Here is a 19279-nt window from a genome sequence, read left to right on the forward strand (position 1 = left end):
ACCGGGTCCCAGAACCACCAGCCGCCCCAGCCCAGTTCGTAATAGGCCCACCAGGAGCCCAAGGCGATGCCCACGGTGAGAAAGCTCCAGGCCACAGTGGTCCAGGGCCGGGCCCAGCGTGCCCAGGCCGGATCCATATTGCCGGCCAGCAGCCCGGCCACAGCAAAGGCAAAGGCCACGGAGAACCCCACATAGCCCATATAAAGCATGGGAGGGTGAATGATCAGCCCCGGGTCCTGCAGTAACGGGTTAAGGTCTGCCCCGTCCAGGGGGAACCAGGGCAGAACGCGATCAAAGGGATTGGAGGTGAGCAGCATGAACAACAGGAAGCCCACCGATATCATGCCCATGACGGACAATACCCGAGCCACCATGTGCAGAGGCACGCTGCGACTGAGCACCCCCACCACGGCCGCCCAGCCGCCCAGCATCCACCCCCACAACAACAGCGAGCCCTCATGGCCGCCCCAGATTGCGGAAAGCCGATAGGCCAGCGGCAATGCGGAGTTGCTGTGATTGGCCACATAGGCCACGGAAAAATCGTTAATGTAGAAGCTATAGCCCAGACAGACCATGGAAAGGGTCAGTGCCAGCCACTGCACCCAGGCCAGCGGGCGGGCATACCATTGCAGGGCAAGAATGTTACGATGCACCCCGATTAACGGGAATACTGATAAACACAGGGCTGCAGCCAGTGCCAACCACAGGGATAGATGCCCGATTTCTGCCGCCACGAGAGCTCCTCAATCCGCTTTTTACTGTCCGATGCCTGTCAAACCGCCGTTACGCGCGGTCCGGCGCGCATAGCATCGGTACATGGTCCGGCAATTGCAAGTCCGTGGCGTGGGGGGGAGTGGCTGAACCACATATAATGAATTTCAGCCGTTCCCGAGCCGCAATTGATTGTCACAGATCATAGACAAGGGTCTTTATTGTCCGTTCATCGGTCATTTTCGGTAAAGCCATCCTTTCGACATATTTTGAGACGCTTGCTATTCGTATGCTTTCACTTGGCTTTGCTAGTATGCGTTCGATCATGACACCGTAGGATCGTCATAACGGTGAAGATAAAACGTCATAAATCATCCATATACTCGGAATGTGCCATCAGGCCTTCACGGAGTAAGACTTTGAGCACTACAACAGAACAGAAATCCTCCTACGATCGCGAGGACCTGCTCGCCTGCGCCCACGGCGAGCTTTTTGGGCCCGGCAATGCCCGCCTGCCCCTGCCAAACATGCTGATGATGGATCGTATCACCCATATCAGTGATCAGGGGGGCAAGTACGGTAAAGGCGAAATTATCGCTGAGCTGGATATTCGCCCGGACCTGTGGTTTTTCGAATGCCACTTTGAGAGTGACCCGGTAATGCCCGGCTGCTTGGGCCTGGATGCCACCTGGCAGTTGCTGGGCTTTTTGCTGGGTTGGCTGGGCCACCCGGGCCGCGGCCGTGCCCTGGGCGTGGGGAGTGTGAAATTCTCCGGGCAGATTCTGCCCACCGCCAAGAAGGTAACCTATAGACTGGATGTGAAACGGGTCATTTCCCGCAAGCTGATTCTGGGCATTGCCGATGCCACCGTCAGTGTGGACGGCAAGGAAATCTACCTTGCTGAAGACCTGCGCGTGGGCCTGTTCACTTCCACCGACGGATTTTAGGAGTCAACCATGCGCCGCGTAGTCATCACAGGAATGGGCATTGTCTCCTGCCTGGGCAACGATGCTGACAGCGTCACCCGGTCCCTGCGCGAAGGCCGTTCCGGCATTCGCTTCAAGGAAGACTATAAAGAGTTGGGCATGCGCAGCCATGTCGCCGGCACGCCGGACATCTCGCTGGACGACTTCATTGACCGCAAACCCCGCCGTTTCATGGGGGATGCTGCTGCCTATGCCTATATCGCCATGCAACAGGCGATCAGCGATGCCGGCCTGGAAGAGCACCAGGTCAGCCATGAGCGTACCGGTCTGATCGCCGGCTCCGGTGGTCACTCTTCCTTCAATCAGGTGGAAGCCGCTGACATCGCCCGCAATCGCGGCGTAAAACGGGTTGGCCCCTATATGGTGCCACGGGTAATGGCCTCTACCGTTTCTGCTTGCCTGGCCACCCCGTTCAAGATCAAGGGCATCAACTACTCCATTGCTTCCGCCTGCGCCACCAGCGCCCACTGTATTGGTAACGCGGTGGAACAGATTCAACTGGGCAAACAGGACGTGGTGTTTGCCGGAGGGGGCGAAGAAGAGCACTGGACCCTGAGCTGTTTATTCGACGGCATGGGCGCCCTGTCCAGCAAGTACAATGACACGCCGGAAACTGCTTCCCGGGCCTACGATGCCAGCCGTGACGGCTTTGTTATCGCGGGAGGTGGCGGCATGGTGGTCGTCGAAGAGCTGGAGCATGCCAAAGCCCGTGGCGCTAAAATTTATGCAGAAGTGATCGGCTATGGTGCCACCAGTGATGGCCATGACATGGTCGCCCCCAACGGCGAAGGCGCCGCGCGCTGCATGCGCCAGGCACTGGCCACCATGGACGGCAAGGTGGATTACATCAATGCCCACGGCACCAGCACCCCGGTGGGGGATGTGGCCGAGCTAAAAGCCATTCGTGAAGTGTTTGGCGACGAGTGCCCGGACATCGGCTCCACCAAAAGCCTGTCCGGCCACAGCCTTGGCGCGGCCGGGGTTCACGAAGCTATCTACAGCCTGCTGATGATGCAGCATGACTTCACTGCCCTGAGCGCCAATATCGAGACACTGGATGAAAAAGCCGAAGGGCTGCCCATTCTGGTGCAAGGTAAGGATAGCGGCCCGGCCACCGTGCTCAGTAACAGCTTCGGTTTTGGTGGCACCAATGCCAGCCTGGTACTGCGCAAGTGGGAAGAGTGAGAAAGGCAGTGAATAGTTAACAATTAATAGTTAACAGCGAAAAAGAGCTCGGCATTGCCGGGCTCTTTTTGTTTGGGGTATTTGTTTTTGCAAGGCCGCCCTGCATCGCTTCGAGTCCACGAAACCTTCCTTTATTCGTAGGGTGCACTGAGCCTAAGCGAACTGCACCAATCAGGCGTTTGATGGTGCAGTTCGCCTAGGCTCAGTGCACCCTACATTTTGGAAATCGGCCGGTGTTTGCAACCCAAAAAAAAGCCTCCGCGAAGGAGGCTTGAAAATACCGTCATAGCTATTCCTGCCGAGGCAGGTCCCGAGCCTGATGACGATAGGCACACAATGTTCCGCAATCAGAACCAGCGACTATTCATGTTGATAAAAGTGTTGTCAGCATCGATCAACCGTTGCGCGTCCAGTTCCACGCGGGGCAACTCCCAGCGGAAAAAGTACTGCGCTGCCTGCAATTTACCCTGAGCAAAATCCGCGTCTTCAGGAGCGTCCAGTGCCGCTGCCGCATTGGCCTGGCGCAACCACATCCAGGCGGCCACGGTGTGCCCCATCAGCTGCAGGTAGGCATTGGCGTTGGACAACGCCATGCGCGGCCCCTGCTCTGCCATCAACTTGCCTGCGGCTGCTGTGGCGGCTTCGACGCGCGGCAGCATGGCTTTCAGGGCCTGGGCAAACGGCTGACAGCGATCATCGGTGGTGCATTCCACATCCGCCAGGATGCGCTGAGACAGCAGTTGCAGCCCCTTGCCGTTGGCCATCCACACCTTGCGGCCCAACAGGTCCATGCCTTGCACACCGGTGGTACCTTCGTGAATGGGATTGAGTCTGTTGTCACGCCACACCTGTTCCACCGGGTATTCACGGGTGTAACCAGCGCCGCCAAAAACCTGAATGGCCATGTCGTTGGCTTTGACACCGAACTCCGAAGGCCAGCTTTTCAGTACCGGCGTGAGCAGGTCCAGAAGCAGATGAGCATCCTTCGCCGCCGCCTCATCACCGGTCTCGATGTCATCCACCAGACGATAGCCATACAGGCTCATGGCGATGGCCGCTTCCGCGTAGGCCTTCTGGGTCAACAGCAGACGCTTCACATCCGCGTGTTCGATGATGGGCACCTGCGGCTTGCTGAAATCCGCCTCGTCCGGATGGCGCCCCTGCAAACGATCGCGAGCGTAATCCAGCGCGTAGCGATAACCCCGGTAACCGAGCACAGCTGCACCAAAGCCCACGCCCACTCGCGCTTCATTCATCATCTGGAACATGTAACGCAGGCCCTGGTGGGCTTCGCCCACCAGATAGCCGTGGCAATCATCATTGTCGCCAAAAGTCAGTGCGGTGCTGGTGGTGCCACGGTAGCCGAGCTTATGGATCAGGCCGGCTAGAATTACGTCGTTGCGCTCGCCGGGATTGCCGTCGGCATCGAGACGATATTTGGGCACCACGAACAGGGAAATGCCCTTCACCCCTTCCGGACCACCGGGAATCTTGGCCAGCACCAGGTGAACAATATTGTCCGCCAACTCGTTATCACCGCCGGAGATGTAGATCTTGTTGCCCTTAAGGCGATAGCTGCCGTCCTCCTGGGGCACCGCACGGGTGCGGATATCGGCCAGGGACGAACCGGCATGGGGTTCGGTCAGCGCCATGGTGCCGGTAAAGCGCCCCGCCATCATCGGTTCCAGAAACTGTGATTTCAGGGTATCGCTGGCAAAATTGCGGACCACATTGGCCGCCGCTGCCGTCAGGAACGCATAGCCGGTAGAGCTGGGATTCACGCAGGTGAACATGCCCTTGCAGGCAGCCGCAGCGATCTCCGGCAACTGCATGCCGCCTTCTTCAAAGCTGGCCCGCGAAGACAGGAAACCCGCATTGATATAAGCATCAAATGCGTCTTTCACTTCCGGGCGCATCACTACCTTACCGTCCACAAAGGCAGGCTCTTCCTTATCGGCCAGGCTGTTGTGGTTGGCGAATTTTTCCCGGGCCAGTTTCTCCGCGGTATCCAGTGCTGCCTCGATCGTCTCACGGCTGTGTTCTTCGAAACGGGGACGCTGAAACAGGGTATCGGTGTCCAGCACTTCGAAAAGCTGAAAACTGAGATCACGACGATCGAGAATCACATCACTCACGGTTTGGCTCCGGTCAATTCAGGTGGAACAGCTTGCCATCCCCCCTTCCGGTCTGGCATTGTCGCCTATGACTTATTCATGGTGGAATACGACACGATGTATCGAGTAGCCGTATTAGCCTTCGATGGCGTTTTTGCTTCTGCCCTCACCGGGGTGGTGGATTTGCTCAACCTGACCGGAGTGACCTGGAACCGAATCCACGACCAGCCGCTGAACCGGCAATTCGAGGTAAAGGTAGTCTCCCGGGATGGCAATCCGGTGCGCTGCACCAACGGTATCCGCATGGCGGTGGACTGCTCTCTGGAACAGATCGATCAGGCGGATCTGGTGATCGTGCCAACCATCGGCGGCAAGCTGGAAACGGTACTGGCCCAGGAGCAGGAGGTGTTGCCCTGGCTACGTTTTCTTTATCAGGGTGGTGCGGACCTGGCCAGTAACTGCACCGGTGCCTTCCTGCTTGCCGAAGCCGGCCTGCTGGACGGCAAGACCGCTACCACCCACTGGGGTTTCAGCCAGCAGTTCCGCCATCACTATCCCCGGGTCAAACTCAACGAACGCGAACTGATCACCCGCGATGGCAATATTTTTTGCGCCGGGGGAGGTACTGCCTGGCGGGACCTGACCATCCTGTTGGTGGAACGTTATTGTGGCGCCGACCTTGCCCGGGAGTTGGCGCGAGCCTTTGTTATTGATGTGCGCAATGACCTGCAAAGTATCTACGCTGGCCTGCCTGCCCACAGCTATCACCAGGATGATCAGGTACAGACCATCCAGGCCTGGATCCATGAGCACTACAAGGAAAGCACCAGCCTGGGCCAGCTGGCGGAAATGGTACATCTGAGCCCACGCCAGCTGCAGCGACGCTTTACCACCACCCTGGGCGAACCACCGCTGCAATACCTGCAGCGGGTGCGCATCGAAGCCGCCCGCAAGATGCTGGAGCGTGGCACCAGCAACCTGGCCAAACTGTCCGAGCAGGTGGGCTACCAGGACGTGAGCAGTTTCTCCCGTCTGTTCAAACGCCATACCGGCCTGTCGCCCAGCCATTACCGGCAACGCTTTGCCCGTACTGGAGCCCTTACGGACTGAAAGGATGCTCTTGGCGACAAACGTGAAGAATCTTGACGACTTCTTGACGACCCGGGCCTGATGATGGCCATAACTACAAAAGGAGAGAACCCGTGGAAAACCTGTCCATCTTACTCGTGGAAGACCATCGCCAACTGGCCCAGACTGTGGTGGAATTTCTGGAACAGGAAGGCGCCACGGTGGACTACGCCGGCAACACCAGCCTGGCCCGGGAACTGGTCCAGGAGCATCACTACGACCTGATGCTTCTGGATGTGATGCTGCCTGGGGAAGACGGCTACAGCTTTTGCCAATACCTGCGTAAGGATCTGTCCCTGGACCTGCCGGTGATCTTCATGACCGCCCGCGATCAGCTGGAAGACAAGCTGGAAGGTTTCGACCGTGGTGGCGACGATTACATCGTCAAGCCCTTTGCCCTGCCGGAACTGGCGGCCCGGGTCTCCGCCCTGATTCGACGCCAACGCAAGGAAGTCACCGCCAATACCTTGCAAGTGGCAGATCTGGAACTGGACCCGGCACGTCAGGAAGTGCGCCGCAACGGTCAGTTATTGAAACTGTCTCCCACCGCCTTCCGGATCCTGCGCATCCTGATGCGTGAATCCCCCCGGGTAGTGAGCCGCGAACAACTGGAACATGAGCTTTGGGGTGATCTGGTGCCGGATTCCGATGCCCTGCGCAGCCACCTGTATAATCTGCGCAAGGCCGTGGACAAGCCTTTTGATAATGCCCTGCTCAATACCCTGCCCGGTGTGGGCTTCAGCATTCAGGAAGATCGCCCCACAGCAGGATAGTTGGTCTCTGGAAAACGCCCTGTGTCTGACAGGGCTTGCACTCTGTGCCTCAGGGGCCTGACAATGTGCAAAAATAACAATATGCCTAGCCCCTATGTCCGCCGACGTGATCACTCTGCCAGCCTATACCAACTGCCAATCGCTCCTTGATGCGCATCTGGCCGAACTGCAAAAACGGTTCGGCATGACCGCATGGATGATTGCTCGCCTGAGCGGGGAAGACCTGGTGCTGTTGCGCGTAAGAGATGGTCATTATGGTTTGCAACGAGGGGATCGACTGCGCCATCAAAACAGTTACTGCGCTCGTATGGTTGAGTTGGAAAATCCATGCATTGTCTCCGATGTGAACGCTCATCCGGATTTCCCATTGGGCCCGGTCGATGACTCCCTGGATGTTGCTGCCTATATCGGCTTCCCCTTGGTGGACAGTGATAATCGCCTGTTCGGCACCCTTTGCGCATTCGATCCTCAGGTCCAGCCTGCCAGCCTGAAAGAAGCCCTGCCTGCCCTTACCCACGACGCCGCCCTGATCAGCTTTCTGCTCAACAACGCGGTGCGGGAAGCCAGGGAAAAACGGCTGACCACCTTTGTGGAGCACCCGGACCGTTGCGACGACACCGGATTGCCGGGCAAGGAAGGCTGGGAAGATATTTGCCGGCAGGAAGCCAGCAACTGTCGGGATTTCGGTCTGGAAGCGTCGGTGTTGTTTTTACAGGCACCGCATGATGGAGACAGCCTCACCATTGCCGACTCCCTGGCCGCGCTACTACGGGAACAGGACAGTATTGCTCACCTGGGCAACAACCGCTTCGGCATTCTGCTTACCGACACCAACGAGGAAAAATCCAGCCGTGTGGCGGATCGAATCCGTGACGCGCTGAATGCCAAACAACTGCTGGTACGTATTGACCGGGAAAAACTGATCAGCGGCTAAGGAGCCTCTGAATAACGCCTTTAGTCAGGAAAACCGGATCGCCACTTCCGTACCACGCCCCGGTGCGCTGGTCACCATCAGATGCCAGTGATAGCGCTCACAAAGGCGTTGCACAATAGCCAGCCCCAGGCCATGGCCAGCCTCCTGACTTTGCCCGCGCTCGAAAGGCTTGAGAATCCGCGCCAACTCATCCGCATCCATCCCTGCTCCATAATCCACCACGTGCACGGTCTTTTCCGCCACCAGGATGGTGACGTCGCCGGAGCCGCTGTAGTTGATGGCATTGCGCACCAGGTTGGTGAGCACAATGGTCAACGCCACTTCCGGGCTATGGACTGTTAACAAGGCAGTCTGGCGCACCTGCAGGCGAATCTGCTTACGGTCGGCCAGCGGGCTGAGGCGCTCCATCAGATTCACTGCCAGATCGTTGACGATCACGTCCTCGCTTTCCGGCTGGCGCTGTTCCGTGCGGGCGAGCATCAGCAACGTTTCCAGTGTCGCCTCCATGTCTTCCACGGTATCTTCCATGCGTCGAATCAACGGGCGATCCCCGATCTGACTAACCAACAATTCCAGGTTGGCACGGAACACTGCCAGCGGCGTGCGCAGCTCATGACTGGCATCACGGGTAAACTGTCGCTCGCGCTCTACAAAGCTCACCAGCCTGTCCGCATAGGCATCCAGGGCGGCCACCAGCACCGCCACTTCGCTGTCGGTATCCGCATCAATGCCACTGAGGTCCGGCCGCGCAACGCTGGGATCTTCCACCGGGGTGTGCCGTAAACGATCGGCAAGCTGCACCAGTGGCGACAACAGGTCGCGGGATTTTTTCCAGCCCAGAAAGGAGGTGATATAGATCACCAGCAGCACACCCGTCAGCGGCAGAATACCGAACAGGAATGCCAGCACGGATACCCGCTTTTCATCGAAAATCAGATAGAGACGTGCATCCCCTTGCCGTTCGATATAAACAATCGGGCGCTCACCGGCCAGGTCCGCCCGCTGGTAACCATCCGGCAAGGACTGCAGCACCTGCGGGATATCATCTTTCACATCCTCACTGGTCAGCAGCCCCAGTAGATGGCGGGTATTGGGACGGGGTTGCGTTGGATTCTCATCCAGCAGGCTCCAGTAGTGCTCGGCTTCCTTGATCAAGGCCTGCTTAACCAGTACCTGCTCGATAATGTTGGCTGTGGCCCACACCCCCAGCACCGTAGCCAGACTGATCAGCAACAGCTGCAACAGATAGACACGGGTAATACGATGCTGGACGCCGGTTTTCTTCATGCAGGATGCTCAACAATGTCAGCCGGCGGTATTCGCCGGACGGGAAAACAGATAATGGGCCACAAACCACTCTTCCCCGCCACGATAATCAAACAACTCCGCACAGGCCATGAAAAACATGCGCCAACGCTGCAACCAGACCTTTCCTTGCCCCTTGCCATATACCTCATCCAGCAACGGGATCAGACGGGACTGCTTCTGGTCCGCCAGATCCAGCCATGCTTCCAGAGTCCGCGCATAGTGGGTACCGTTCACTGCCCAACGCTGCTCTTCCTCCAGCTTGCCTGCACAATGAGGTAGCCAGTCGTAGGAGGGCATCATGCCACCCGTGAAGAAATATCGGGCCATCCAGTCGCTACTGCCTTCATCTTCAAACAGATAGGTCAGGTTACGATGGCAAAACACATGAATAAACAGCTTGCCACCCGGCTTGAGCCAATCGTGGATACGCGCCATCAGGGCAGTGTGGTTACGCATGTGCTCGAACATTTCCACTGACACTACCCGATCAAACGGTTGATCGGGGTGAAACAATGACGCATCGGCAGTGATCACACGTACATTGGTCAGTCCTTTTTCCCTGGCCCGCCCCATGATGAAGGCTTTCTGGGATGCCGAGTTGGAAATGGCGGTAATGCGACTACCCGGATAGTGCTCTGCCATCCACAGAGTCAGAGACCCCCAGCCGCAACCCATTTCCAGGATCTCCTGGCCGTTGTCCAGCTCCGCCCGCTCACAGGTCATTGCCAGCATGGAGCGCTCGGCCTCTGCCAGGTCGTTAATACCCTTTGGCCAGTAAGCGCTGGAATATTTCAGATAGGGACCGAGGACCTGCTCATAAAAACGGGAATCCACCTCGTAATGCTGCTCGTTGGCTTCATCCTGGCCCACCGCTACCGGGCCCTGCTTCAACGTGCTTTCCAGGTCATCACGACTCTGCTTCTGTCGCTCCTGCTCAAGCCGTTTTCCCAACAAACGCCGGATACCGAAACGTACCAGGGCATCCGGCAACAGGCCGGACTCCGCCATCTGAATCATCATGCTTTGGGTCTCCAGGGAAAGAACGCACTGGTGGTGCGTTGATAGTCTCGATAATCGTCGCCACGGGATTTCAATGCCTGTTTTTCCGTATAGGGAATGCCCGTGACGAACCAGAGGAACACAAACATGGCCAGCGGTAGGCACCACAGCCAGCCCGCCTGACTGGCACCAATGGCAATCAGCGGGTAGCTGCACCAGTGCAGCCATTCGAAGAAATAATTGGGATGACGGGAATAGCGCCACAACCCCTCACGGCAAGTGCGACCGGCGCTGTCGGGCTTCTGTTTGAAGCGCGACAGCTGCCTGTCGGCCAGGCTCTCTCCGGCAATTGACAGTACGCCAAGACAGGCGCCAACAACGACCGTAATGCCGTAACTGTGTTGCTGGTTGCCAATCACCCAGAATGTGAGTGCAAAGCCCCATGCCAGCAGAGCCTGGCCCCAATAGAAGACAAGAAAGACCGGTTGTGTCTTTTCCTGCAGGGCTTCACGCATGGCCGCGTAGCGGCCGTCCTCATGGGGCTCATTGGCCACCCGCCGAAAAATATGGCTACCCAGACGTACGGACCAGAGCAACAGCAATGCACCGGCCACCCAGCGAGGCAGGGCGGCGCCCCCCCCCATCACCAGGAAAATCAGCCCCACTACACCAACCGACCATGACCAGAATACATCCACCCAGCCTGCGTTGCGGGTCTGCAGCTGTTGCAGCCACAACACCGACGCCACGATCAAGAGAGCGATAAGTAGCAGATAGTGTATCTCAGGCATGATGATGTTCCCTTTCCCCGGTAAGTTGCGCTCCATAGGCAAGTAGCGGCACTGCCACCGCCCAGACCACACCGTAGGTCATCGCGATGGGCAACCAGTCAAGAGGCGCACTTGCTGCACCCAGTCTGATGCCCATGGTTACCGAAAAGATACCACCCACAGCGCCGAAGGCAGCCCCCAACCAGGGCCTGCCACACAACCAGCGCAGGCTGTAGTGAAAGCTCACGGCAAACCCCAACCACAATGCCCAGATCCAGCCCGGAGCCAACCAGGGGTGGTCCCAACCGGTGTAAGCCAGCAATCCGCTGCCAAGCCAGATCGGTTCGAGCAACAGGCAGAGCACCAGGCCCCACAACAACATGGTGGTGTTTTTGATCCAGCGAGGGTCAAACCACCACTGCCCGGCCAGCATCACTCCCAGAACAGCCCAGGATGGCCAGGACAAGTCACGGGCACCGCCAAGCACTGCCGCAGCCCACAACAGCTGGAAGCCGGCAAAATTGATAATCAAAGGGGCGGGTAATCGTTTCATTAGCCAACAGTGCACCGCCAGTCGTCAATGGCCTGTGAAATTCCTTCACAGCCGAATCACCTGATCGGGCTCAAAGTTACCTCATGAAATCATTACTACTGACAGGTGTATTGTTTGTGCCGATGTTGCTGGCGGGCTGCAGCTCGACGCCGCTTGGCCCCTATGGCTACACCGACAACTATCTCGAGCGCCTCGATAATGCTGCCGGGAGCGCCGTGCTGCCCGATGACGCTACCCTGTCACGCTTTATCGATTTCTACAGTCCTCTGGATCAGGAACGCATCGCCAGCAGCATGGATCAGATCTATGCCAAGGACCTGTACTTCAACGACACCCTGGTCACTCTTCGCGACAGGAATGCCCTGCAGAAGCATCTGCTGGCCACTGCCGAGCGGTTGAGCCACATGTCGCTGCAACCGGTGAACGTTATCCGCGACGACAACCAGATCTATCTGGTCTGGGTCATGGAGGCACGTTTCTCATTGCTGGGCAGAGAGCGCCTGTCGCGCACCATCGGCATCAGTCAGCTGCGTTTCAACCTCAACGGCCAGGTTTTCTTCCACCAGGATTTCTGGGACAGCAGTCAGGGCCTGGACCAGCATTTGCCACTATTAGGACCGATGACACGATGGCTACGCGATCATTGACCCGACCCGCTCTGCTTGCACTGGCTTGCCTGCTGGGCACCTCTGCCCAGGCGAACGACTGGCAGCTATGTCACCGCAGTGATGTAAAGGCGCTGCGCTTTATCACTGTGGGAGAAGCCCGCCTGCTTCGCCGGGACTGCAATGTAGATGATCTGTTGGCAGCGCCCATGCGGCTGGAGTTCAGTTATAACCGAGAAGTCCCCGGCGACGCCTTCGCCAAGGCAGCCCTGAATTTTCTGGAAAAAAACCTCAACGATCGTGATTTTGAGCAGCTTAAGCCCCGTTTTGAGCGTTTCAACAGTCACTACCGGGATATCGGCGATGGTGATACCTATGCCATGATCTATCAGGATGAACAGCTGTTGCTGATGCTCAATGACAAGCCGCTCACCGAAGAAAAGGGGGACCGGTTCGCCAAGGCCTACCTGCGAATCTGGTTCGGAGAAAAGCCCTACTCCAACAACCTCAAGCAGGCCCTGCTGGGCAACCCCTGACTACGCCGCCGCTATTGCGCCTGGGCCAGGCAATCGGGATACTGATTACATAAAAATCAATATCTTGTTTGGGGATCTCACAGCATGTCCAAGCTGTTCCATGTGGTGGCCTCTGCTGCACGACAGACCAGCCGGCACGATCGTGCCATCGCCTTGAAAGGTACCTTACTGATTACATTCAGTGCCGTGCTTCTTTCCCTGGTACTCACCAGCATCGCCATCCTCGTGGCTGGAGAAAGGGACTGGCTTTCCGCCCTGGTATTGGCCGCGTTACTACCGCTACTTTTGTTGCCTCCTCCTCTCTATCTGGTTAGCAGCCGGCTGATGTCAATGGACCGGTTGAACCATCAGCTGCAGCAGCTCGCCCGGGAAGATCACCTCACCGGCCTGTTCAACCGCCCTCATCTTCTCAGCATGCTGGAAAGAGAGTTGGCGCTGAGCCAACGCCACAACTACACCGTTTCCATTCTGCTGTTGGAGATTAACGACTTCACCCAGTTGCTGGATGAGTATGGACGCCATACCGGTGAAAAAGCGCTACGTCTTTTTGCCGACTGCATTCGTGAAAAAATTCGCGAAAGCGACCTGTTCGGACGTTTCGATGGTGCCCAGTTTCTGCTGGTACTTCCGCACACCAACTACGATGATGCCGCCCGAATGGGCGAAGGTTTGCGTGCTCTCACCGCCGGAATCAGGCTGACAAGCCAGCAACCCGGAGAAACGCAACCGGAGAACGTCAGAATCAGCGCAAAAATCGGAGTTGCCAGCACTGAAAACAGTGGCCGCAGTATCAACCCCCTCCTTAATGAAGCGGACTATGCGCTTTACCAGAATCGTAATGAAGGACGTGACCGTACGGACTTACCGAGAAACAATATTTAAATCGTACTGAAAAAATAAAAAGTAATGCTTTTACACTAGATGATTACAAAAAAAAGACCTCCCGCTACCAAACAATTTCCATATTTGTAAATTTTTTTATTAATCTGTCATGTGAGGATTTACATGGGAGACAGGCTGCCCAACACTGACCTCGTGTTTGTACTGCCTATTTGGACAAAACAAGGAAGGAGCTTATGAACGCTAAACATTTTTTGGCGGCTAGTATTGCTTGCGCATCCGTCACTGCGGCCACTACGGTCACTGCTGACGAAATCCCCGAACGTTATTTTTACTTCGGTGGCCACATCAGTGAAAACTGGATCGACATCGGTGATCACTACGACCAGAACACTTCTGAGAATGAAGTCACCCTTCCCGGTGCCCAGCTGGGTTACCGCTTCAACCGCGACTGGTCCGTACAAGGCTGGTGGGAGCGCAACAACTCCAACACCGACCTGCTCGGCGATGCTGACATCAACATTGCCCACGGTAGCCTGCGTAAACACTTTGCCGGCAACTCCGCGTTCGAACCCTATGTGGGTATTGGTGCCGGTGAGTTCCGCACCGAGCCGAACAGCGACAGCTCCAACGACTTCAAGGAAACCATCGGTACCCTGGAAACCGGTTTCCAGACCATGCTGCACCCGCACTTCCTGCTGGACGTGGGCGCTCGTCCCTACTACAGCTTCCGTACCGAGCGCTGGGACGCAGAAGTCTATGCTGGCCTGAACTTCCTGATCGGTGCATCCGAGAAGGAAGAAGAGCCGGCGCCGGTGGTTGAAAACGTGGTAACCGACAGCGACGGTGATGGCGTGCCTGATGATCGTGATCAGTGTGCCAACACTCCTGCAGGCGCCCAGGTTGATGCAACTGGCTGCGAACTGGACGACGACGGTGACGGCGTAGTCAACAGTGCCGACGAATGCCCGGATACCCCGGCAGGCGCCCTGGTAGACGATAAGGGCTGTCAGAAGTACCTGGAAAAAGACGTTAAGGAAACTCTGTACGTTGAGTTCGGTCTGGACAAGGCTGAAGTGCGTCAGACTTCCTACCCCGAGCTGGAGCGTCTGGCTGAAGAGATGCGCAAGTATCCCTCTGCCAACCTGGTACTGGAAGGTCACACCGACAGCACTGGTGCAGCGAGCTACAACAAGTCGCTCTCCAAGAAGCGTGCTGATGCAGTGAAGAAAGTACTGGTGGAAGAGTTCAACATCAGCACTGACCGCATCACCACTGAAGGCTACGGCGAAGAGAAGCCGATCGCCGACAATGGCACCAGTGAAGGCCGCGCGGAGAACCGTCGCGTAGAAGCCATCATGAAGGCCACTACCCAGGAAGCTCAGTACCAATAAGAGCCTTTCCTGAACAAAAAAGGGCCGGCATTTGCCGGCCCTTTTTTTATGCTCTTCGTCGTAGGGTGCACTGAGCCTAAGGCGAAGTGCACCCTACCCACCATCTCAACCCTTGCGGCGAGCCGCGAAAAACGCCTTCAGCATGGCCGCACTCTCCGCCTCCATCAGCCCGCCTTCCACCAGCAGCTTGTGGTTATAAAAATCCACCTGCGGTAACTGCAACTGGCTCTCACAGACACCGGCACGGGGCTCTTTGGCCGCGTACACCAACCGCGCCACACGGGCATGCACCAAGGCACCAAAACACATGGTGCAGGGCTCCAGGGTCACGTACAGCGTGCTTCCCGGTAAGCGGTAATTCTGTTCGGCATCTGCAGCGTTCCGTAGCGCCACCACCTCGGCATGGGCGGTGGGGTCATGGCTGGTAATGGGTTGATTGAAGCCCTCACCCAGCACCTGATCATCACGAACCAGCACCGCCCCCACTGGCACTTCACCCGCCTCGGCCCCCTGCCGGGCCAGTTCCAGCGCCCGCTGCATCCAGATTTCGTCGTTCATGGCTCTTTCCTGATCAATGCGGGGCCATGGTATGTCGCAGTCGGCCCTAGCACCAGCACCCCATTTCGTTACAATCATGCCATCAATCGCACTGAGAGCTGTTATGACATCCATCGGAACGCCTTTTACCGACACCGCCACCCGCGTCATGCTGCTGGGCAGCGGCGAACTGGGCCGGGAAGTCGCCATCGAACTGATCCGTTATGGCTGCGAAGTAATTGCCGTGGACCGCTACGACCACGCCCCTGCGATGCAGGTGGCCCAGCGCAGCCATGTCATCAACATGCTCGACGGAGTCGCCCTGCGCGAGTTGGTAGAACGGGAGAAACCGGCGCTGATCGTGCCGGAGATCGAAGCCATCGCCACCGACGAACTGGTCCAGCTGGAAAGCGAAGGCTTTACCGTCGTGCCCACTGCCCGGGCAGCAAAGCTGACAATGAATCGCGAAGGTATTCGCCGGCTGGCGGCAGAGGAATTATCCCTGCCCACCTCCCCATACCGTTTTGCGGAAACCCTGGAGCAGTATCAACAGGCCGTCGCCGAGATCGGCCTGCCCTGTGTGGTCAAACCGGTAATGAGCTCCTCCGGCAAGGGCCAGAGCACGGTCAAAACAGAAACAGATATCCAGACCGCCTGGGACTACGCCCAATCCGGTGGCCGTGCCGGCCAGGGCCGGGTGATTGTGGAAGGCTTCGTGGATTTCGATTACGAAATTACCCTGCTCACCGTGCGTCATCAGGATGGCACCACCTACTGCTCGCCCATTGGTCACCGTCAGGAAAATGGCGATTACCAGGAATCCTGGCAACCGCAACCCATGAGCGACAAGGCACTGGACGCCTCACAGGAGGTAGCCGGCGCCATCACTGAAGCACTGGGCGGCATGGGGATTTTCGGTGTGGAACTGTTCATCAAGGGGGATCAGGTCTACTTCAGCGAAGTGTCACCGCGGCCCCATGACACCGGACTGGTCACCCTGCTTTCCCAGAACCTGTCCGAATTCGCCCTGCATGCCCGTGCCATCCTCGGCCTGCCGATTCCTGGCATTGAACAGCTCGGCCCCAGCGCCTCATCGGTACTGCTGGTGCAAGGCGAATCCACTGAGATGCGTTACAGTGGGCTTGACAAGGCCCTGGCCCAACCGGAAACGGAAGTGCGCCTGTTCGGCAAGCCGGAAGTGAAAGGCAGCCGCCGCCTGGGGGTCGCTCTGGCGCGAGGCGAATCCATCCAGCAAGCTCGCGACAAGGCCAATGCCGCCAGCGCAGCGCTGAAAGTCGATCTTTAAACGAGGATAATAAAAATGCAAAACCCAGACACGCACAGTAAGGTAATTGGCTATCTGCTGTGGATTTTCGGTTTCATGGGCGCCCACCGCTTTTACTATGGCCGCCAGATCACCGGCACCATCTGGTTTTTCACGCTGGGGCTGTTTTTCATCGGCTGGATCATTGATCTGTTCCTGATTCCAGGCATGGACGATGCGGCGGACGAACGCTACGAACCCGGCAGTATCGATTACAACATCGGCTGGATTCTGCTTACCTTCCTGGGGATTTTCGGTATTCACCGCTTTTACATGGGCAAGGTGATCACCGGCATTATCTACCTGCTCACCGCAGGCCTGTTCGGGCTCGGTATCCTCTACGACTTCTGGACTCTCAACGGCCAGATCGCCGAGAAAAACCGCCTGGCCTGACCCCGGCAGACGCCACGCCCATCACGGGCGTGGCCTCAACGCATCACAAACCCGGCAAACAGCACCGCGAAACCACCCACCTCGGCCACGATCAGCGACACCATGAACACGGACATGGCCAACTCCGGCACACTACCGCCGCCCAGCCGGTGGGGCCGTTGCAACTGGTTACGGGTGTCCTGCAGAAAACCGTGGAGAATATAACTGCCAATGGCCAGGCCAAAAAACAGCAGGCTCGCCAGCACCGCCAGCGTATTGATCCAGTCGTCCCAGACACTGAGCAGCGCAAAGCGCTCCAGCACCAGACAGGCAAACGCATACATCAGGCTGGCCCGGTGCGCCACATCCACGTAGTAATGCGCCCTGCCCTTTTCACTGTTGGCTACCTGCCAATACTTCCACACCCCGGTCAGCAGACCGGTCAGAAAGAAAATACCGCAGCCCCACAGGGCCCACTGGTCCGCTGTCATTTCACGCTCCCTTCAGATTTCAAAAAACTGCGCCAGGGTTGCCTGCATTTGCGGCTGGGCATGGCAATAACGTCGCCGCCCTTCCCTTTCCACCCGGATAAGTCCTGCTTCGGCCAGCTCACGTACATGGTGGGATACCGTGGGTGCACCGATATTGAGGCGCTGCATGAAATCCCCAAAGGCACAACCCGCCGGCACTTTCGCCAGATCCGCATGACCATGGGCGCGACAGTGCTCCAGAATCGCTTGATAGATACGCAAGCGGTTAGGGTTGGACAGGGCACGAAAGGCCGCTGCCAACTGATCCGCTGAACTCTCCGATATGTCTTTCCGTGCCAAAACCGGCACCTCCCCACAAAATAGTTTGACGGGTATAAAACTAACTTATAGTTTGACCATCATCAAACTATATAGCTGCTGACCTGCACAGGTCGCTGGAGGACAATCGTGAGCCACGCGGACACTCTCGGGCAAACACTGGCCCTGCCCTGCGGAACAACGCTGAAGAATCGCTTCGCCAAATCTGCCATGAGCGAAGCGCTGGGCACCATCGATAATCATGTCACCCCGGCCCTGGAGCGACTCTATGGCCGCTGGGCCCAGGGCGGCACCGGGCTGCTGATTACCGGCAACATCATGATTGACCGCAACCACACCGGTGAACCCCGTAACGTGGTTCTGGAAGACGAACGAGACATGGCCCTGCTGAAACGCTGGGCCGATGCCGGCAAGAGCCAGGGCAATGATATCTGGGTACAGCTCAATCATCCGGGCAAACAAATCCCGCGCATGCTCGCCAGCGGTGACACCCTGGCTCCCTCTGCTGTTCCTTTCGGTAAGGAACTCAAAAGCGCCTTCAAGACACCGCGGGCGCTCACCGAAGACGAAATCTTCGACATCATCCGTCGTTTCGCTACCAGCTCGGCATTGGCGAAGAAAGCCGGCTTTACCGGCGTACAGATCCATGGCGCCCACGGCTATCTGGTCAGCCAGTTCCTGTCCGGCCACCACAACCGCCGCACTGACAAATGGGGCGGATCCCTGGAAAACCGCATGCGTTTCCCGCTGGAGATTTACCGTGCCATCCGTGCTGCCGTTGGCCCGGATTACCCGGTCAGCATCAAACTCAACTCCGCGGATTTCCAGCGTGGCGGTTTCACCGAAGAAGAATCCATGACCGTAGCGGAAACCCTGGCCAATGAAGGTCTGGATCTGCTGGAGATTTCCGGCGGCAACTACGAAAACCCGGCCATGGCCGGCGCCAGGGGCGTTCGCGAAAGCACGGTTAAACGAGAAGCTTATTTCCTCGATTACGCCCAGGCCATTCGCCAGCGGGTCTCCACACCGCTGATGGTGACTGGCGGCTTCCGCTCGGCCCAGGCCATGGCGCACGCCGTGGAAAGCGGCGCCACCGACCTGGTCGGTATTGCTCGCCCCCTGGCGGTGGAACCGGACCTGGCCAATCGCATACTCGCCGGGCAGGAAGGCGTCATCAGCCGGGTTACACCGCGCAAGACAGGCATCAAGATGATCGACGAAATGGCCATGATGGAAGTCTCCTGGTTTTCCCGTCAGCTGCACCGAATGGGTAAAGGGCAGGATCCGAAACCGGATGAGAGCGTGTTGCTGTCGTTGTTCAAGGTGGTCACGGAGATGGGTATCGGCAGTTTCAAGACCCGGCGGCTGCGGGCAAATAGCTGAAAAGCAGTTAATAATTAA

Annotated in this window: 21 protein-coding genes; 12 read left to right on the forward strand and 9 right to left on the reverse strand. The window is 57.5% G+C overall.

Translation table 11 applies throughout. The features are described from left to right. Nucleotides 1–734, reverse strand: a 734-nt coding sequence (ccsA, locus tag HUJ17_RS05310) for a cytochrome c biogenesis protein CcsA (RefSeq protein ID WP_290509698.1), incomplete at its 3' end; no start/stop codon positions are given. A gap of 396 nt (nucleotides 735–1130) precedes the next feature. Here ccsA and fabA point away from each other — a divergent pair. Both fabA and fabB read left to right on the forward strand, forming a co-directional pair. Continuing rightward, nucleotides 1131–1658, forward strand: a complete 528-nt coding sequence (gene fabA / locus HUJ17_RS05315; RefSeq protein WP_290509699.1) for a 3-hydroxyacyl-[acyl-carrier-protein] dehydratase FabA — start codon at nucleotides 1131–1133, stop codon at nucleotides 1656–1658. A 9-nt stretch (nucleotides 1659–1667) separates the two neighbouring features. After that, complete coding sequence (fabB, locus tag HUJ17_RS05320) at nucleotides 1668–2882, forward strand: beta-ketoacyl-ACP synthase I (RefSeq protein ID WP_290509700.1); 1215 nt, start codon at nucleotides 1668–1670, stop codon at nucleotides 2880–2882. Between the two features lie 347 nt (nucleotides 2883–3229). On the opposite strand, the gene HUJ17_RS05325 is transcribed toward fabB, so the two are convergent. After that, entirely contained in the window at nucleotides 3230–5017 is a 1788-nt protein-coding gene (locus tag HUJ17_RS05325; protein ID WP_290509701.1) for an acyl-CoA dehydrogenase, read from the reverse strand. Nucleotides 5018–5113: 96 nt separating this feature from the next. Between HUJ17_RS05325 and HUJ17_RS05330 the strand changes: the two genes are divergently transcribed. The 3 genes from HUJ17_RS05330 (at nucleotide 5114) to HUJ17_RS05340 (ending at nucleotide 7831) form a co-directional block, all read left to right on the forward strand. Next, entirely contained in the window at nucleotides 5114–6106 is a 993-nt protein-coding gene (locus HUJ17_RS05330) for a helix-turn-helix domain-containing protein (protein ID WP_290509702.1), read from the forward strand. Nucleotides 6107–6207: 101 nt separating this feature from the next. Beyond that, a complete protein-coding gene (locus HUJ17_RS05335) occupies nucleotides 6208–6897 on the forward strand; it encodes a response regulator transcription factor (protein ID WP_290509720.1) in 690 nt (229 codons plus the stop codon). A 196-nt stretch (nucleotides 6898–7093) separates the two neighbouring features. Further along, entirely contained in the window at nucleotides 7094–7831 is a 738-nt protein-coding gene (locus HUJ17_RS05340) for a diguanylate cyclase (RefSeq protein ID WP_290509721.1), read from the forward strand. Between the two features lie 24 nt (nucleotides 7832–7855). Here HUJ17_RS05340 and HUJ17_RS05345 read toward each other — a convergent pair whose 3' ends face one another. From HUJ17_RS05345 to HUJ17_RS05360, 4 genes are read right to left on the reverse strand one after another with little or no spacing between them, the layout of a single operon-like run. Continuing rightward, nucleotides 7856–9118, reverse strand: a complete 1263-nt coding sequence (locus HUJ17_RS05345; RefSeq protein ID WP_290509703.1) for a HAMP domain-containing sensor histidine kinase — start codon at nucleotides 9116–9118, stop codon at nucleotides 7856–7858. An 18-nt stretch (nucleotides 9119–9136) separates the two neighbouring features. Further along, complete coding sequence (locus tag HUJ17_RS05350) at nucleotides 9137–10159, reverse strand: cyclopropane-fatty-acyl-phospholipid synthase family protein (protein WP_290509704.1); 1023 nt, start codon at nucleotides 10157–10159, stop codon at nucleotides 9137–9139. Further along, on the reverse strand, nucleotides 10156–10929 hold the full coding sequence (locus tag HUJ17_RS05355) for a DUF1295 domain-containing protein (protein WP_290509705.1): 774 nt from the start codon (nucleotides 10927–10929) through the stop codon (nucleotides 10156–10158). Before HUJ17_RS05355 ends, HUJ17_RS05350 begins: the two co-directional genes overlap by 4 nt. Next, a complete protein-coding gene (locus tag HUJ17_RS05360) occupies nucleotides 10922–11461 on the reverse strand; it encodes a DUF2878 domain-containing protein (protein ID WP_290509706.1) in 540 nt (179 codons plus the stop codon). Before HUJ17_RS05360 ends, HUJ17_RS05355 begins: the two co-directional genes overlap by 8 nt. A gap of 83 nt (nucleotides 11462–11544) precedes the next feature. Here HUJ17_RS05360 and HUJ17_RS05365 point away from each other — a divergent pair, with 83 nt between their 5' ends. From HUJ17_RS05365 to HUJ17_RS05380, 4 genes are all read left to right on the forward strand, one after another. Then, nucleotides 11545–12108 (forward strand): nuclear transport factor 2 family protein, encoded by a 564-nt coding sequence (locus tag HUJ17_RS05365; RefSeq protein ID WP_290509707.1) that lies wholly within the window; start codon nucleotides 11545–11547, stop codon nucleotides 12106–12108. Beyond that, complete coding sequence (locus HUJ17_RS05370) at nucleotides 12090–12602, forward strand: chalcone isomerase family protein (RefSeq protein ID WP_290509708.1); 513 nt, start codon at nucleotides 12090–12092, stop codon at nucleotides 12600–12602. The genes HUJ17_RS05365 and HUJ17_RS05370 overlap by 19 nt, the downstream gene beginning before the upstream one ends. A gap of 84 nt (nucleotides 12603–12686) precedes the next feature. Further along, nucleotides 12687–13484 (forward strand): GGDEF domain-containing protein, encoded by a 798-nt coding sequence (locus tag HUJ17_RS05375; protein WP_290509709.1) that lies wholly within the window; start codon nucleotides 12687–12689, stop codon nucleotides 13482–13484. A 194-nt stretch (nucleotides 13485–13678) separates the two neighbouring features. After that, a complete protein-coding gene (locus tag HUJ17_RS05380; protein ID WP_290509710.1) occupies nucleotides 13679–14836 on the forward strand; it encodes an OmpA family protein in 1158 nt (385 codons plus the stop codon). A 105-nt stretch (nucleotides 14837–14941) separates the two neighbouring features. On the opposite strand, the gene tadA is transcribed toward HUJ17_RS05380, so the two are convergent. Further along, nucleotides 14942–15394, reverse strand: a complete 453-nt coding sequence (tadA, locus tag HUJ17_RS05385; protein WP_290509711.1) for a tRNA adenosine(34) deaminase TadA — start codon at nucleotides 15392–15394, stop codon at nucleotides 14942–14944. 103 nt (nucleotides 15395–15497) lie between these two features. On the opposite strand from tadA, the gene purT reads away from it, so the two are divergent. Together purT and HUJ17_RS05395 are read left to right on the forward strand one after the other, a co-directional pair. Next, entirely contained in the window at nucleotides 15498–16679 is a 1182-nt protein-coding gene (gene purT / locus HUJ17_RS05390) for a formate-dependent phosphoribosylglycinamide formyltransferase (RefSeq protein WP_290509712.1), read from the forward strand. A gap of 15 nt (nucleotides 16680–16694) precedes the next feature. Then, a complete protein-coding gene (locus tag HUJ17_RS05395) occupies nucleotides 16695–17090 on the forward strand; it encodes a TM2 domain-containing protein (protein WP_290509713.1) in 396 nt (131 codons plus the stop codon). 35 nt (nucleotides 17091–17125) lie between these two features. Here HUJ17_RS05395 and HUJ17_RS05400 read toward each other — a convergent pair whose 3' ends face one another. Both HUJ17_RS05400 and HUJ17_RS05405 read right to left on the reverse strand, forming a co-directional pair. After that, nucleotides 17126–17560, reverse strand: a complete 435-nt coding sequence (locus HUJ17_RS05400; RefSeq protein ID WP_290509714.1) for a hypothetical protein — start codon at nucleotides 17558–17560, stop codon at nucleotides 17126–17128. A gap of 12 nt (nucleotides 17561–17572) precedes the next feature. Next, nucleotides 17573–17908 (reverse strand): metalloregulator ArsR/SmtB family transcription factor, encoded by a 336-nt coding sequence (locus tag HUJ17_RS05405; protein WP_290509715.1) that lies wholly within the window; start codon nucleotides 17906–17908, stop codon nucleotides 17573–17575. Between the two features lie 99 nt (nucleotides 17909–18007). Between HUJ17_RS05405 and HUJ17_RS05410 the strand changes: the two genes are divergently transcribed. After that, entirely contained in the window at nucleotides 18008–19261 is a 1254-nt protein-coding gene (locus HUJ17_RS05410; RefSeq protein WP_290509716.1) for an NADH:flavin oxidoreductase/NADH oxidase family protein, read from the forward strand. Nucleotides 19262–19279: the final 18 nt, after the last annotated feature.

Origin of the sequence: Alcanivorax sp. (assembly GCF_014762765.1) — a bacterium.
GTDB lineage: Bacteria > Pseudomonadota > Gammaproteobacteria > Pseudomonadales > Alcanivoracaceae > Alcanivorax.

Coding starts and splice junctions, on each gene's coding strand:
- HUJ17_RS05370 (WP_290509708.1), top strand. CDS start 12,090: ATGGCTACGCGATCATTGACCCGACCCGCTCTGCTTGCACTGGCTTGC.
- HUJ17_RS05330 (WP_290509702.1), top strand. CDS start 5,114: ATGTATCGAGTAGCCGTATTAGCCTTCGATGGCGTTTTTGCTTCTGCC.
- HUJ17_RS05350 (WP_290509704.1), bottom strand. CDS start 10,159: ATGATGATTCAGATGGCGGAGTCCGGCCTGTTGCCGGATGCCCTGGTA.
- tadA (WP_290509711.1), bottom strand. CDS start 15,394: ATGAACGACGAAATCTGGATGCAGCGGGCGCTGGAACTGGCCCGGCAG.
- HUJ17_RS05375 (WP_290509709.1), top strand. CDS start 12,687: ATGTCCAAGCTGTTCCATGTGGTGGCCTCTGCTGCACGACAGACCAGC.
- HUJ17_RS05360 (WP_290509706.1), bottom strand. CDS start 11,461: ATGAAACGATTACCCGCCCCTTTGATTATCAATTTTGCCGGCTTCCAG.
- HUJ17_RS05355 (WP_290509705.1), bottom strand. CDS start 10,929: ATGCCTGAGATACACTATCTGCTACTTATCGCTCTCTTGATCGTGGCG.
- HUJ17_RS05400 (WP_290509714.1), bottom strand. CDS start 17,560: ATGACAGCGGACCAGTGGGCCCTGTGGGGCTGCGGTATTTTCTTTCTG.
- HUJ17_RS05340 (WP_290509721.1), top strand. CDS start 7,094: ATGATTGCTCGCCTGAGCGGGGAAGACCTGGTGCTGTTGCGCGTAAGA.
- HUJ17_RS05395 (WP_290509713.1), top strand. CDS start 16,695: ATGCAAAACCCAGACACGCACAGTAAGGTAATTGGCTATCTGCTGTGG.
- fabB (WP_290509700.1), top strand. CDS start 1,668: ATGCGCCGCGTAGTCATCACAGGAATGGGCATTGTCTCCTGCCTGGGC.
- HUJ17_RS05365 (WP_290509707.1), top strand. CDS start 11,545: ATGAAATCATTACTACTGACAGGTGTATTGTTTGTGCCGATGTTGCTG.
- purT (WP_290509712.1), top strand. CDS start 15,498: ATGACATCCATCGGAACGCCTTTTACCGACACCGCCACCCGCGTCATG.
- HUJ17_RS05345 (WP_290509703.1), bottom strand. CDS start 9,118: ATGAAGAAAACCGGCGTCCAGCATCGTATTACCCGTGTCTATCTGTTG.
- HUJ17_RS05380 (WP_290509710.1), top strand. CDS start 13,679: ATGAACGCTAAACATTTTTTGGCGGCTAGTATTGCTTGCGCATCCGTC.